This window comes from Acinetobacter sp. NBRC 110496 (assembly GCF_000876115.1).
In the GTDB taxonomy this organism is placed as follows: Bacteria; Pseudomonadota; Gammaproteobacteria; order Pseudomonadales; family Moraxellaceae; genus Acinetobacter.
Window position 1 is genome coordinate 19953 of record NZ_BBTF01000009.1, and the last position, 12652, is coordinate 32604.

The window sequence follows — 12652 nt, forward strand, 5'->3', positions numbered from 1 at the left end:
CGATCAATGGAGATCGGTTTTTTACTCAATAGACATGAACTATTGTGCCAATTCACGCCCCAATTTTTTCATGCGGGGTTTATACAACAGCTGGTAGGTCACCGCCAAAATGACCACCCACAATGGGCTAACATACAGTGCTTTTAAGGTATCTGGTTCAAGTGCCAAAATCACCAATGCAAACAGCAAGAAAGCGATTACCACATAAGACATCAACACCCCACCTGGCATTTTAAACTTGGATTGAGCATGTAATTCTGGACGTAATTTACGGTAGCGCAGATAGCACACCATGATCAGACTCCAGACACTAATGAATAGAATCACGCACAGTGAACTGGCTAAAGTGAAAGCCTCAAGGGTATTCGGCACAAAGTATTGCAACACCGCCCCGCCCATGATGAACACACACGAGAAGATCAGACCATTGGCAGGCACAGCACTTTTCGATAAACGACCAAAGGCATTGGGTGCCTGACCATCTTTAGATAAACCAAACAGCATCCGACTGGTGGAGAACACGCCACTGTTCATAGAAGACATCACCGAAGACAATACCACCAAATTCATGATGATCGCTGAGGTCACAATCCCTGCATTCAGGAACAACTCCACAAACGGACTCTTATCGGCACGGATAATATTCCAAGGTGTCACTGACATCACCACCAATAAGGCCAAGACATAGAACAAGATAATCCGAATCGGAATCGCATTAATGGCTTTGGGCAAATTCTTATGCGGATCTTTGGTTTCAGCTGCAGTGGTTCCAATCAGTTCCACCCCAACAAAGGCAAAGACCGCGATCTGGAAGCCTGCCAAGAAACCATCCAAGCCTTTCGGAAACATACCACCATGCGACCAAACATTACTCAATGAAGCGACCGTGCCATGCGGTGCCTGAAAATGACTAAAAATCATATAGCCACCGACACCAATCAATCCAATGATGGCCAGAATCTTGATCAGCGCAAACCAGAATTCAATTTCACCAAACATGCGTACAGTGAGCAAGTTTAAGAACAGCACAAACAATACACAGCCGGCACTAATGGCGGCCTGTCCAATCGGGGTAAACATGGTGCCTTCGGGCAGCCAAAAGGTGAGATAATTAATCACAGCAGCCAGATCGGCAATACCAACCAGCACCCAACCCAACCAATAGGTCCAGCCCATGTAATAGCCAGCCCATGGCCCAATCAGATCATGCGCCATATCGACAAAGGATTTGTAATGCAGGTTGGCAAGTAACAATTCACCGAGCGCCCGCATTAAGAAGAAGAACATGCCACCAATAATCATGTAAATAAACAGAATTGATGGGCCTGCCAAAGAGATGGTTTTGCCTGAGCCCATAAAGAGCCCTGTACCAATGGCACCGCCGATGGCGATCAACTGCAAATGGCGATTGGAGAGTTTACGTTGTAAGTCTTGGGGCGACTGTTCGCCTTCTGACTGATGAGATGTCACCGTCATATAAAGTTCCTTTTACTTTTTTCCTAAATGAGTCAGCACTTGATTTATACGCCATACCCTAGCTGTCTTTTAAAGACGGCTGACTCATTTCGATTGCAAGAAAATACGTATCTGACTACGTTTTATCTACTGCAAATACGTTACTTTTCTTCTTTTTTTATATTTTTTAAACAAAAATAAAGCGGATCGCTTTATTTTTGTGCTGCAACGACTGCAATTTCAATCAACCACTTCGGATTGACCAAGTCTGCCTGAATGGTGGCACGCGAAGGCGCAACATGACCTTTTAACCAGTCAATCCAGATAGTATTCACCACAGGGAAATCTGAAAGATCTTTTAAAAATAATTGCGCAGACAATAAACGTGATTTATCGGTTCCTGCTGAAGCCAAAAGTTGTTCAATGGTTGCCAACACTTCACGGGTTTGCCCTTCAATATCCAGTTCGGCATTTTTAGGTACTTGTCCTGATAAATATACCACTTGATTGAAGACCGTCACTGCGCTCATGACTTCATTGGTATTGAGCTTTTGAATATCTGAGTTAGACATAAGAAATCCTTATTCCTGAGTAATAAATGAAACACGTGCAGTCACGCCACACATCAGTTCATAACCGATGGTGCCTGAACCTGCTGCCACTTCATCAATGGCTAAAACTGTGCCTGAACTGGACTGACCCCAAAGCACCACCTCACTGCCGACATCGGCATCGCGGATCGGGCTGAGGTCTACCGCCAGCATATCCATGCTGACCCGTCCAATGATCTGGGTCCGAATCCCATTGACCAGAACAGGGGTTCCTGTTGCTGAAATACGTTGATAACCATCGGCATAGCCACAGGCTACGATGCCAATTCGGATCGGTTGCTCGGCTACATAACTGGAACCATAGCCGACACTTTCCTGCGCATCGAGCTGTTGCACGGCGATAATCTCGCTGCGCAAGCTCATGCCCGGAGCAAGGCCCCAGTCCTGAATGGTATGTTTGGGATAATCGGGAGAACTGCCGTACAGCATGATGCCGCCACGTACATAGTCCGATTGTAATTGGGTCTGATATCTTAAAATTGCAGCACTGTTACTGACCGATCTTTCGCCAGGCAAGCCTGCAATCGCGGCGTCGAACTGCTGCAGTTGATAGTCAATTCCGGTTTCACCAAAACGGTCACCATCAGCGTCGGAGAAATGCATCATATGAGTGATGCTGGCAATGTTGTCCGACTGGCTCAGCTGCTGCCAAATGTCCCGATATTGTTGCGGCTTGAAACCTAAACGGTTCATACCACTGTTCATTTTCAGGAAAATATCGAACTGGGCTGGATAAGCATGCTGCTGTATCCACGCCACCTGTTGCGTATTGTGCACGGTAAAACTGAGTTGGTATTGGGCACAATCAAACAGGTCTTGGGCCGAGAAAATTCCTTCCAGCAATAGAATTGGGCCTGTCCAACCCAGAGCCCGCAGACGTTTTGCTTCGTCCAGATCGAGCAAGGCAAAGCCATCCGCACTTTTAAATGATTCGTAAACACGTTCAATGCCATGCCCATAAGCATTGGCTTTAACCACCGCAAACACTTTGCTGTTTGGCATTGCTTGCCTTACCACCGCAAGATTTTGGCGTAAGGCTTGGGCATGGATCACCGCAGTAATTGGACGAGGCATAATTCACTTCCCTGTCTGTGCAATTAAGCAGCGTGTGAATAACGTTGAATCGACAAACCATCCGTGCTAATGTCAGGACGGTGGTTCATGACCAGATCACTGATCAATTTGCCTGAACCACAAGCCATGGTCCAACCTAAAGTCCCGTGTCCCGTATTCAGGAACAGGTTCTTGTACTGGGTTGCACCGATGATTGGAGTGCTGTCTGGGGTCATTGGACGTAGGCCTGTCCAGAATGAAGCTTGAGCTAAATCCCCACCCGGGAACAAGTCCTGTGTCACCATCTCTAAAGTGGCACGACGATCTTCTTTTAACCCTAGATTAAAACCACTGAGTTCTGCCATGCCCCCAACGCGAATCCGTTGGTCAAAACGTGTCAGTGCCACTTTGTAGGTTTCGTCCAGTACCGTTGATTGTGGTGCAAATTTTGGCTCGACAATCGGAATGGTCAGTGAATACCCTTTCACAGGGTAAACTGGTAAATTCAGTTGCAGTGGTTTTAAGAAATCACGAGAATAGCTACCAAAGGCCAAGACATAACGATCCGCTGTGAGGATTTCACCATTAACCTTGACGCCTTTGATCTCATCGCCTTCAACAATCAGGTTTTCGACATTTTGATCGAACTTAAATTCCACACCCAAATCTTGGGCCAATTTTGCCAAAGCATTGGTAAATAAATAGCAATCTCCCGTTTCATCATTGGGTAAATGGAGGCCACCGACCAATTTATCGGTATACCCTAAAGCGGGTTCAACACTGGCCAATTCTTGCGCATTGAGTAAAGCGAAGTCGACGCCACATTCTTGCAACACTTGAATATCACGTTGTACTGCTTCAAGTTGCGCCTCGCTACGAAACACTTGTAAGGTGCCCTTAGAGCGGTTTTCGTAGTTGATGCCAGTTTGTGCTCTTAAATCACGCAAACAGTCACGGCTGTATTCTGCCACACGCATCATGCGTTCTTTATTCACGGCATAGCTGTGTGGGTTACAGTTTTTCAGCATCTGTGCCATCCACTGCAACTGCCACATACTGCCATCAATATTGATCGCCAATGGCGCATGATGCTGGAACATCCACTTCACGGCTTTGAATGGAATGCCCGGCGCTGCCCACGGGGTTGAATATCCTGGAGAGATTTGGCCTGCATTACCAAAACTGGTTTCTTTGGCAGGCCCTGATTGACGGTCAAGTACCGTCACTTGCGCACCTTGTTGTGCAAGATAATAGGCACTTGCCACACCAATGACGCCACTTCCTAAAACAATTACGCGCATAATAGATCCCTCAAGCACACACTAGGTTATTTAACTAGTATATTTTTGGATCAATAGTTTTTTTCACTGATTTTATCGCTATAATCTAGGTAATTTAATGTTTTCGTCACGGAAAAATTAAAATAAAAGGGAATAAATGATGCGTAAATTAGACCGTATTGATCGCCTGATTTTGGACATTTTGCAACGTGAAGGCCGGATTGCCATCAGTGAATTGGCGTCACGGGTCAACTTATCCACCACGCCTTGCTCAGAGCGGGTCAAGCGTTTGGAACGTGAAGGCATCATCATGGGCTATTACGCCCGTCTCAATCCAGAATATGTGGATCGCAACTTGTTGGTGTTTTTGGAGATCAAACTTTCAGCTAAATCGGGTGATGTATTTGATCAGGTGGCTCGGGATTTAGTCGATATCCCCGAAGTGCTGGAATGCCATCTGATCTCAGGTGAGTTTGATTATCTGGTCAAAGCCCGTCTTAAAGAAATGAGCGCCTATCGCCGCCTATTAGGTGATTTACTGAAAAAACTGCCTGCCTCTGCATCCTCGCATAGTTATGTGGTGATGGAAGAGGTGAAAGAATCGTTATATCTGGATATGGGCGTTTAAAGCCACCTCCCTTACAATAAAAAAGCCCGAAATTCCGGGCTTTTTTAAATAGCAAGATGGATTATTCATCTTCATCGTAAATATAGCTCATACAGCCCCAGCCATCATATTCGCCATTAAACTCTTTCGCGATCTTGGTCATCCATTCTTCCAGATCAGCGATGTCTTCATATTCCAGCGTCATATTGACATGAATATTCAGCACCCACAGATCAGACCCGTCCGAGTGCTGCTCTTCCTGAAACAAGGAAATTTTCTGTTCTTGATGTAAAAGATGTAAGGCACATTTTTCAATTTGTTCCTGTTTTTCAAAAACAATGGAAAATTCAACCTCATGTGGCTCATTCAGGTCATTGCCATCTTCAACCATCTGCCACAGTACATTGCCATTATCGTTGTCTGGAAATTGCTCATAGTCACGTGTCATATGCATATCCTTTGTTGTGTTTTGGAATTGGTATTTGGCTATAGAGTAACCGATTTTTATTGCAGTTTTTAGACGTGTGAATAGCAATATTGTAGTCAAAAAATAATCAAGCTAAAACATCCGCTCGCGGCTGTTTAAGATAAACCGATGGAAAGTACCACTTGGTCGAGACAACGAATGCCATTTTCATACATCGGTGTTGGGTAATCTTTAAAAACATCTGGCTCGATATGGGACAGACGGAAGCCACATTTCTGATACAACGCCAATTGGTCCAGACTCGAGTTGCCCGTTTTCACCCATAGGGTCTGGATATTGAGCAGTTTGGCGCTTTCAATGACCTGCTGAATCAATACTTTGGCTAAGCCCTGCCCTTGATAGTGTGGATCTACAGCCAGATTTTTAATTTCAGCTTGCTCATCATCACTTTGCCATAAACAGAGCTGGGCAATTATGTGTGCCTGATCATTTAACATGATAAAGAGCTTTGACTGGAACAGATAGCGCGACACCTGCTCCCAGCTTGGATCGGCATCTAATAAAAGTGCCTTGAGTTGTAGTTGCTGTATCTCGGAGAGTGTTGACCATTCAGCTTGTTGAGGTGCATACATGGACTTGCCTATTGATGGTTCGATTTAGAACTTTACCTGAGAATGAATTTCAACATCATGCAATTTTAACGGATGCTTGAAGGCCAGATAAGCCGCATGCAGCGCCATACGTGTTAAATGGAACTTGGCGGGTTCTGGATGATAAAGCTTATCGCCCATGATCGGATGACCGATATGCATCATATGTACCCGTAATTGATGAGAACGTCCTGTCACCGGCTCTAAACGCACGCGGCTCTGGTCAGTTGCTGCATCATATGCCATACACTGAAATAGCGTTTTGGCGGGCTTGCCCAATTCAAAATGCACCATCTGACGCGGACGGTTTTCCCAATCCGTAATCAAGGGCACTTCCACGCAGCCTTCTGTCTGAATCTGACCCTGCACCAGTGCTTGATAATATTTTTTGACAGTCCGTGCCTGAAACATTTTACTGATCGCCACTTCCGCATCGCGATGTTTGGCAAACATCAACAGGCCTGAGGTTGCCATATCCAGTCGATGCGTGACTTTGGCCGCAGGATACTGTTCCAAAACCCGTAAATAAGCACTGTCCTGATGTTCTGGTAAACGCCCCATCACCGACAATAAACCTGCGGGCTTATTGATCACCAGCAAATCTTCATCTTCATAGGCGATCTCAAGGGGTGTTTGCGGGGGTGCATAAACAAAGTTGTCATTTAAAGGCATGAGTGCAGCATACATTGAATCAGGTTCTGGATGGGGAACGATTATAGTAGTGTCATTGGCTTTCGCAACATCTCATTTCAATGCGATACCCGCACAATCAAGAGGCTGTCTTTACCCCTTGCTCAGACCTTGTTGATAATGCTGTTCCAGTGTTGCAATATCCTGATTTAAAAAAGCAATCAGATAATCTTTAACTCGTGCAAGACTCAGTTGTTTAAATGAAATATGCTCTTTACTTTTACGTGTCAGCAAACCAAACAGATCTTTTTTCGCAATGATGGTGGGAATATCACTGTCCAATTTAAATTCAAGCTGTTGTGATTTGGCATAGGCATCCAGAGTAATCACACAGGTCTGTTCAGTACGGTGATCTGTCACAATAAAATGGGTATCTACACCATTGAGTTGCAATTGACGCACCAACTGCTGACGCCACGTCATCTCGTCAAATTTGGTTAAAATAGTTGCCAAATCGAATCTGCCCACATGATCGATTTCATTGTGATTCATTTGATGCGGATAGCGGATTTTAAGCTCGAACTGATTCATCATGCTGTGACCTATTACTGTCATTTTTTTTAATTTTTAAATACGAAGTAATTATATCATTTTGTTTTTTAATATAAAAATATCGACCTATATTCACAATGGCAGGATTTCAGGATTCATTTCACATTCATTTTTTATTTTATTGATACAGTTTTTATTATTTAGGTCTGATTATTCTTTTCTATTTACTTAAATTTTTAGGGTATCAAGGGAAAACAGAGGTTGTTTACTTCAACACCTATGACTTTGTAAGCCATAACCTTTGCCTATAAACTTTTGATCTATAGCGTCCTAAGCCGAATCGAGACCTTTTGGGTTCGTACACACTTGCTTTATAAGCGTCGGTGCATGCTACTCTTTTCGATCCCTTTCACACCCTTGAGACATAGTTTAGGCAGATCACGGCGGGATTGTTTTCCTAAAAACAGCTATTTTCGATTATCAATGAAATAATTTTGCACACCGATTGCTAAAAGTTGAAATATTTTCCATATCCAATAAAAAATGACGATTTATATTCCGATAAATTCAAATTTACATGTGTATTTTTTCAAATACAGCTTCTAGTTTAGGCCCAAATCACCATAATGGCCGCCACAATCACCAGCCACAGACCTAAGTGATCGGTCTTGGCGAGTTTTTCTTTAAAGAAAAAAGCTGAAATCAACAAACTAAATAGAATCTCCACCTGACCCAGCGTTTTGACAATTGCCACGGTCTGCATACTCATGGCACTAAACCAGCCGACTGAAGCCAAAAAGCTACAGATACTGACTCTTAAAGTTAAACCCATGCGCTGCCACATTTTATACAGCGTCGGTCGGCTAAAAAATCCGAGATAGATCAACAGTACAATACATTGAAAGCTGATCAAACTGCACAGTACCCAAGCAGCGCGGTGCAAGAATGGCAATACGCTCAGTTCTAGACTGGCTTCACGCACCAATAGAGAAGTAATGGCAAAACACAGCCCACTACCCAGTCCAATCATCAAGGTTTTCAAGGACAGATCAGACTGCTGTTTTCCTTTACTCAGTAAAAATACCGCAAATGCACCCATCACCACGCCGACCCAACCCCACGCACTGAGATGTTCTTGCAAGAACAAAACAGCGACCAAGGCTGCCAAGATCGCTTCACTTTTGGCAAGTCCGACACCGATGGCATAGTTCTTTTGCTGAAACAGTTTCACCATCAAGGCAGTGGCATAGATCTGGCTAATGCCTGCAATCACAATATACAGCCAGAATTTATCGGTAAAATGCACCGATGTTGTGACAGGCTGATGCCAATAGAGAAAGGCCAAATAGCTAAAGGCAAAGATCGGTGAAAAGATAAAGCGCGCCAGTGTGGTGCCATAGACATCCACCGTTGTACTGAGCTGTTTTTGAAAAGCATTGCGCCAAGCCTGCATAAATGCAGCCATGAGCGTGAACAGAATCCAAGTCATCATCATAAGCTTGAGCGCAATATTATAAGTGCCGCTAATTTACGCTGTTCTGCTTATTTTTTCGATGGTCATCTTCAAATCTTAAGTTCTAGTGCATCTTTTTCACAAGCAATGCAACACTAGCCTGTGTTGATTCAATCCATCATCTATTGTTTCTTCTTGCTCATTTCAGTCAGTAGGTCGAGCTGTATTTCCTGAATTTTTGCCAGTCTATCCCATTGATGCATCAGCAGATGATCCATTTTTTCATGTAAATTATGGATTTCCAGCTCTGCTTTGAGATTCACCTTATAGTCATTTTCTGAGCGTAAACGGTCTTTAGCTTCCTGACGGTTTTGGCTCATCATAATAATAGGGGCCTGTACTGCAGCCAAACAGGACAAAATCAGGTTCAACAGAATAAAGGGATAAGGGTCCGCAGGATGTTTCACCATGACCACGGTATTGACCAAGATCCAAATCGCCAGAAAAGCGGCAAAACAAATCAGAAATGTCCAACTCCCACCAAATGATGCGATTTTATCTGCCAGTCGCTCTCCCAAGGTCCAGTCTTGGTCAAATTTAGTTTCTATATTCTTATTAATTAAATCATGATGTTGCATGCTCTGTAATACATCATTTTCTAGATTTGAAACTTCACCTTGTTCTGAGTTTAATAGTGAATGTACATATTGCATTCGATACTTGGTCAAATCTGGCAGGCAAATATAATCCTGTGCCCCACATTCTGGAAAATCTTGTTCAATTTCTTCTGTAATGACCCGACGTAGCGTTCCAAGTGGAATCAAGCTTTTAATAGAAAAGCTTTTTTTACAAACAATACAGTTTTGACACTCTGTTTTCCCATTCATGCTCTATCCTCTCTTTGTGAGATTTATTCATTTATCTGGTTATTGTTATTCAATTTTATCCTGCGGCATCGAGTTGCCCGTGATGCTTTTGTAAGCTTAAACCGAAAAAAGATCGTCTGTTAGAGCAGCTTTAAAGCAAGATAAGGCACGAGACCGAATAATAAAATAGCAATTTTATAGATCGCCATCCCACCATAGTGAATTGCATCAAACTGCTGCTCAGATAAGCTGAACCAGTGTCTATGTAGGCGTTTAATCGAGTCTTTTGCAAAGACAAAGGCCAATAACCAAAGGATTAAAACGATATAATTCAAGATCGTCATGTAAAGAAAAAATTGTGTGAGTTGGAAAGCATTCATGACGGTTTCCCTCCATTGGCTATTGTTGTTATTTTAAGCGGTTTTTATGATCTGAAACTTAAAATACTTAGCGCAAATCAATCTCTTTCTCTTGGCAGTTTGAGCGGTGCCAGTGCATGGCAGCAATCATCAAAATAATCACCCGCTCTTAAAAATTTAAATCATCAAAGTCCTTTACTTTGGACAGATAGATCGGTGCCTGATTGATTTTGCTCCATGTTTCTTTAAAGCTTGGATCTTGTTCTGGGTCTTGGCTTAAATTTTCACGAAAAACTTTTTTGCCTGTTAAAAAATTAATACTGGTTTGGCTTTGAATGAGAGGCCCATGATTGCTTGAATCATCATAGCCAATCAGACGCAGATCATTACCGTCTAACCGAAACAGATAACGCCAATAGCCATAACGTCCATGTGAATAATAAATACTGAGTAGGTTATTTTTAATTTCCATCCATAGCTCAGGTGGAAAATAGACGCCGCCATCTTCATTTTCAGAGCTAAAACAGCTGAGGTTACTGACAATAGGTATGTATTTGCCTTTTTCATTGAGTAAAACAATGACGCCACGGCGGTTACGATCTAACTGTCCATAATATTCATGATCGACAAAGGCTTTGGGATCAGTGGCTTTGACGATCAGCACCACATCCTTTAAGCCGTCTTTATTCAGGTCGCCTTCAATGGCTTTAAAAAGTTGGTATTTTGCAGGGATATAGGCTTTATAGGTGACTTTGTCTTTGCTTAATTGAAGCTCTTCTGCTGTGGGTGGCTCTTGGGCAAAGCTGACTTGCGGCAGTGCAGATAGGCTTGAGAATGCTAATAATGTTGCAAGTATTTGAGTCTTTATCATCTTTTATATCGCTCCATTCAAGTTATTAACGGTGTTCTTGTTTTTATGAGGAATGGCTGAGTTTCTCTTGTTTTTTTGCACGAATCCAGCGTGCAGCAACGATAATAAAAACGATCACCAAGACCGCAATCAGCACAGGCATGATAAAGGCCAGAATCGATAACACAATTGAGCCTATCAACTCACCTGTCGAGATCACAAAATTACCCAACCCACCTGTAGTTGCCGTCGAAACCCCACGTGCCGCAACCGTGCTCATTTGTACTACGCCTGCTGTTCCACCACCAACGATTAGCGCGGCAGCCCAAGTGGCAAACTGGGACATTTCACCACTACTGACTGCCATTGTGGTCAGTGTACCTGCCACCACAGCCGCTGATGTGGCAATGCTATCTAACAGGTTATCCACCCACGGCACATAGTAAGCTGCAATTTCACAAATGGTCGCAAAACCCAATGCCATACAGACCGATGGAAGTGCCAGCCATTCAAAGCCTTGGGTAGGTTGATACCAACCCATTAAGGTGGCAATACTCATGGCCAAGAGCGGCACAAAGACACGAAAACCACAGGCTGCACTTAGGCCCACGCCAATACACAGTCCTAAAATTGTTTCCATCATGGATTTCCTTTCTATGCCTATGACAGGTCTTGTTATTTACATCTTATTTTTAAGGTAACAAAAAGCCCTATCAAGGGATAGGGCTTTTATTCAAACAGTGGGTAACTATTTGGTATTTTGCGGCTTAGGCATTCTTACTGTTGAATTGATTGCCAAGGCATTTGGTACACGGAGGTAAACGATCAGTACCAATTTCTAAATAGGTGCGGTGTCCGCATTGAACACAAAAATAGAAGCCTGTTCCAGGTTTTTCGCCAGCAGTGACCATCTTTGTTCTCCATAGATTTTAGAAATGGTACATATACTATAGCGTGATAGTTTTGATTATTTATTGACCTTCCCGACAAGTGGTGGTGGCGGAAAGGTGAAGTTTGATGATTATTTAAAATTTAAACGAGTTACAAGGGATTCGATACCCAATTCTCCACACGCAATCCATCAACACGTAAAAACTCTTTTTCATTATTGGTGACCATTACCCAATTATTTGCTCTGGCATGCGCTGCCAACCATAAATCATTAGATCCAATGATCTGACCTCTAGAAGAAAGCGCTTGACGTATTTGTGCATAATGATCCGCAACATCTTCATCTAATTCGGCGACTTGAATCATTGAGGTAAACTCATCAATGACTTTTAATGCTTTTTCTTTGCTTTGACTTTTTTCAGCGCCAAAACGTAGTTCGCCCAAGGTAATCACCGAGATTAAAATATTCCGATTGGGAAGATGTTTTTCAAAATGCTGACGGACACTTTCAGGCTGATGTTTGCTGATATAGATACAAATATTGGTATCCAATAAATATTGTGCCTGCATTACAATTCTTCTCGTTCTTGTGGTGGTTGATCCACTCTTTCTTCTGCATAAAAATCATCTGGCATTTGTGCCAATACATTGAATAAGTGTTCCGCGGTAATTGGCTTTTCACGTAGGATCACTTCATCACCACGGCGAAATATTTCAACTTCTGTACCTTCAAATCGAAATTCTTTAGGTAAACGAATCGCTTGGCTGCGCCCGGTCATAAAAACTTTTGCGGTAGACATTGTCGCTACTCCAACCGTTTTGATATATACCTTATGATAGATACTATTTGATCATTTTACCAACAAAATTTAATTAAAATAAAAGCACAATACTGACTAACACTATAATCCTTCACTTCAACCCTAAGTATCCTCCTCTTATAAAAAATAAAAGACCCTACACGAAGT

The 12652-nt window shown here is 42.9% G+C and carries 17 protein-coding genes; 1 reads left to right on the forward strand and 16 read right to left on the reverse strand.

Annotation, left to right across the window (positions count from 1 at the left end; translation table 11 throughout):
* Positions 1-39 precede the first annotated feature (39 nt).
* From Aba26S_RS06690 to Aba26S_RS06705, 4 genes are all read right to left on the reverse strand, one after another.
* Complete coding sequence (locus tag Aba26S_RS06690; protein ID WP_043970906.1) at positions 40-1476, reverse strand: amino acid permease; 1437 nt, start codon at positions 1474-1476, stop codon at positions 40-42.
* A 191-nt stretch (positions 1477-1667) separates the two neighbouring features.
* Entirely contained in the window at positions 1668-2027 is a 360-nt protein-coding gene (locus Aba26S_RS06695; protein ID WP_005240519.1) for a RidA family protein, read from the reverse strand.
* Positions 2028-2036: 9 nt separating this feature from the next.
* Complete coding sequence (gene alr / locus Aba26S_RS06700) at positions 2037-3140, reverse strand: alanine racemase (RefSeq protein WP_016653310.1); 1104 nt, start codon at positions 3138-3140, stop codon at positions 2037-2039.
* A gap of 23 nt (positions 3141-3163) precedes the next feature.
* The gene (locus tag Aba26S_RS06705; RefSeq protein WP_005240523.1) at positions 3164-4420 is read right to left on the reverse strand and encodes a D-amino acid dehydrogenase; all 1257 of its coding nucleotides are present in this window, start codon (positions 4418-4420) and stop codon (positions 3164-3166) included.
* Between the two features lie 139 nt (positions 4421-4559).
* Between Aba26S_RS06705 and Aba26S_RS06710 the strand changes: the two genes are divergently transcribed.
* Positions 4560-5027, forward strand: coding sequence for an Lrp/AsnC ligand binding domain-containing protein (locus Aba26S_RS06710; RefSeq protein ID WP_004773316.1), 468 nt, complete (start codon positions 4560-4562; stop codon positions 5025-5027).
* Positions 5028-5088: 61 nt separating this feature from the next.
* On the opposite strand, the gene Aba26S_RS06715 is transcribed toward Aba26S_RS06710, so the two are convergent.
* From Aba26S_RS06715 to Aba26S_RS06770, 12 genes are all read right to left on the reverse strand, one after another.
* A complete protein-coding gene (locus Aba26S_RS06715; protein WP_005240526.1) occupies positions 5089-5454 on the reverse strand; it encodes a ribonuclease E inhibitor RraB in 366 nt (121 codons plus the stop codon).
* A gap of 134 nt (positions 5455-5588) precedes the next feature.
* Complete coding sequence (locus tag Aba26S_RS06720) at positions 5589-6065, reverse strand: N-acetyltransferase (RefSeq protein WP_005240528.1); 477 nt, start codon at positions 6063-6065, stop codon at positions 5589-5591.
* A 24-nt stretch (positions 6066-6089) separates the two neighbouring features.
* Positions 6090-6755, reverse strand: a complete 666-nt coding sequence (locus Aba26S_RS06725; RefSeq protein ID WP_026040144.1) for a pseudouridine synthase — start codon at positions 6753-6755, stop codon at positions 6090-6092.
* 111 nt (positions 6756-6866) lie between these two features.
* The gene (locus tag Aba26S_RS06730; protein WP_026040145.1) at positions 6867-7304 is read right to left on the reverse strand and encodes a hypothetical protein; all 438 of its coding nucleotides are present in this window, start codon (positions 7302-7304) and stop codon (positions 6867-6869) included.
* Positions 7305-7872: 568 nt separating this feature from the next.
* The gene (locus Aba26S_RS06735; protein WP_005240534.1) at positions 7873-8760 is read right to left on the reverse strand and encodes a DMT family transporter; all 888 of its coding nucleotides are present in this window, start codon (positions 8758-8760) and stop codon (positions 7873-7875) included.
* Positions 8761-8900: 140 nt separating this feature from the next.
* Entirely contained in the window at positions 8901-9605 is a 705-nt protein-coding gene (locus Aba26S_RS06740; RefSeq protein ID WP_004656662.1) for a DUF1003 domain-containing protein, read from the reverse strand.
* A 119-nt stretch (positions 9606-9724) separates the two neighbouring features.
* Positions 9725-9964, reverse strand: a complete 240-nt coding sequence (locus Aba26S_RS06745) for a DUF6868 family protein (protein ID WP_016653311.1) — start codon at positions 9962-9964, stop codon at positions 9725-9727.
* 148 nt (positions 9965-10112) lie between these two features.
* Positions 10113-10814, reverse strand: a complete 702-nt coding sequence (locus tag Aba26S_RS06750) for a hypothetical protein (RefSeq protein WP_005240538.1) — start codon at positions 10812-10814, stop codon at positions 10113-10115.
* A 43-nt stretch (positions 10815-10857) separates the two neighbouring features.
* Positions 10858-11433, reverse strand: a complete 576-nt coding sequence (locus Aba26S_RS06755; protein WP_010589821.1) for a DUF4126 domain-containing protein — start codon at positions 11431-11433, stop codon at positions 10858-10860.
* Between the two features lie 127 nt (positions 11434-11560).
* Positions 11561-11704 carry a zinc ribbon-containing protein gene (locus tag Aba26S_RS06760; protein WP_004637424.1) on the reverse strand — a complete coding sequence of 48 codons (144 nt, stop codon included), beginning with the start codon at positions 11702-11704 and terminating at the stop codon, positions 11561-11563.
* A gap of 130 nt (positions 11705-11834) precedes the next feature.
* Entirely contained in the window at positions 11835-12254 is a 420-nt protein-coding gene (locus tag Aba26S_RS06765; RefSeq protein ID WP_010589822.1) for a type II toxin-antitoxin system VapC family toxin, read from the reverse strand.
* Positions 12254-12484: an antitoxin gene (locus tag Aba26S_RS06770; protein ID WP_005240543.1), complete on the reverse strand. Its 231-nt coding sequence runs from the start codon at positions 12482-12484 to the stop codon at positions 12254-12256. The genes Aba26S_RS06765 and Aba26S_RS06770 overlap by 1 nt, the downstream gene beginning before the upstream one ends.
* Between the last annotated feature and the right edge of the window lie 168 nt (positions 12485-12652).

What these genes read in the sequence shown, in the direction of transcription:
- Aba26S_RS06690 (WP_043970906.1), bottom strand. Translation starts at nt 1,476, where the DNA reads ATGACGGTGACATCTCATCAGTCAGAAGGCGAACAGTCGCCCCAAGAC.
- Aba26S_RS06695 (WP_005240519.1), bottom strand. Translation starts at nt 2,027, where the DNA reads ATGTCTAACTCAGATATTCAAAAGCTCAATACCAATGAAGTCATGAGC.
- alr (WP_016653310.1), bottom strand. Translation starts at nt 3,140, where the DNA reads ATGCCTCGTCCAATTACTGCGGTGATCCATGCCCAAGCCTTACGCCAA.
- Aba26S_RS06705 (WP_005240523.1), bottom strand. Translation starts at nt 4,420, where the DNA reads ATGCGCGTAATTGTTTTAGGAAGTGGCGTCATTGGTGTGGCAAGTGCC.
- Aba26S_RS06710 (WP_004773316.1), top strand. Translation starts at nt 4,560, where the DNA reads ATGCGTAAATTAGACCGTATTGATCGCCTGATTTTGGACATTTTGCAA.
- Aba26S_RS06715 (WP_005240526.1), bottom strand. Translation starts at nt 5,454, where the DNA reads ATGACACGTGACTATGAGCAATTTCCAGACAACGATAATGGCAATGTA.
- Aba26S_RS06720 (WP_005240528.1), bottom strand. Translation starts at nt 6,065, where the DNA reads ATGTATGCACCTCAACAAGCTGAATGGTCAACACTCTCCGAGATACAG.
- Aba26S_RS06725 (WP_026040144.1), bottom strand. Translation starts at nt 6,755, where the DNA reads ATGCCTTTAAATGACAACTTTGTTTATGCACCCCCGCAAACACCCCTT.
- Aba26S_RS06730 (WP_026040145.1), bottom strand. Translation starts at nt 7,304, where the DNA reads ATGAATCAGTTCGAGCTTAAAATCCGCTATCCGCATCAAATGAATCAC.
- Aba26S_RS06735 (WP_005240534.1), bottom strand. Translation starts at nt 8,760, where the DNA reads ATGATGATGACTTGGATTCTGTTCACGCTCATGGCTGCATTTATGCAG.
- Aba26S_RS06740 (WP_004656662.1), bottom strand. Translation starts at nt 9,605, where the DNA reads ATGAATGGGAAAACAGAGTGTCAAAACTGTATTGTTTGTAAAAAAAGC.
- Aba26S_RS06745 (WP_016653311.1), bottom strand. Translation starts at nt 9,964, where the DNA reads ATGAATGCTTTCCAACTCACACAATTTTTTCTTTACATGACGATCTTG.
- Aba26S_RS06750 (WP_005240538.1), bottom strand. Translation starts at nt 10,814, where the DNA reads ATGATAAAGACTCAAATACTTGCAACATTATTAGCATTCTCAAGCCTA.
- Aba26S_RS06755 (WP_010589821.1), bottom strand. Translation starts at nt 11,433, where the DNA reads ATGGAAACAATTTTAGGACTGTGTATTGGCGTGGGCCTAAGTGCAGCC.
- Aba26S_RS06760 (WP_004637424.1), bottom strand. Translation starts at nt 11,704, where the DNA reads ATGGTCACTGCTGGCGAAAAACCTGGAACAGGCTTCTATTTTTGTGTT.
- Aba26S_RS06765 (WP_010589822.1), bottom strand. Translation starts at nt 12,254, where the DNA reads ATGCAGGCACAATATTTATTGGATACCAATATTTGTATCTATATCAGC.
- Aba26S_RS06770 (WP_005240543.1), bottom strand. Translation starts at nt 12,484, where the DNA reads ATGTCTACCGCAAAAGTTTTTATGACCGGGCGCAGCCAAGCGATTCGT.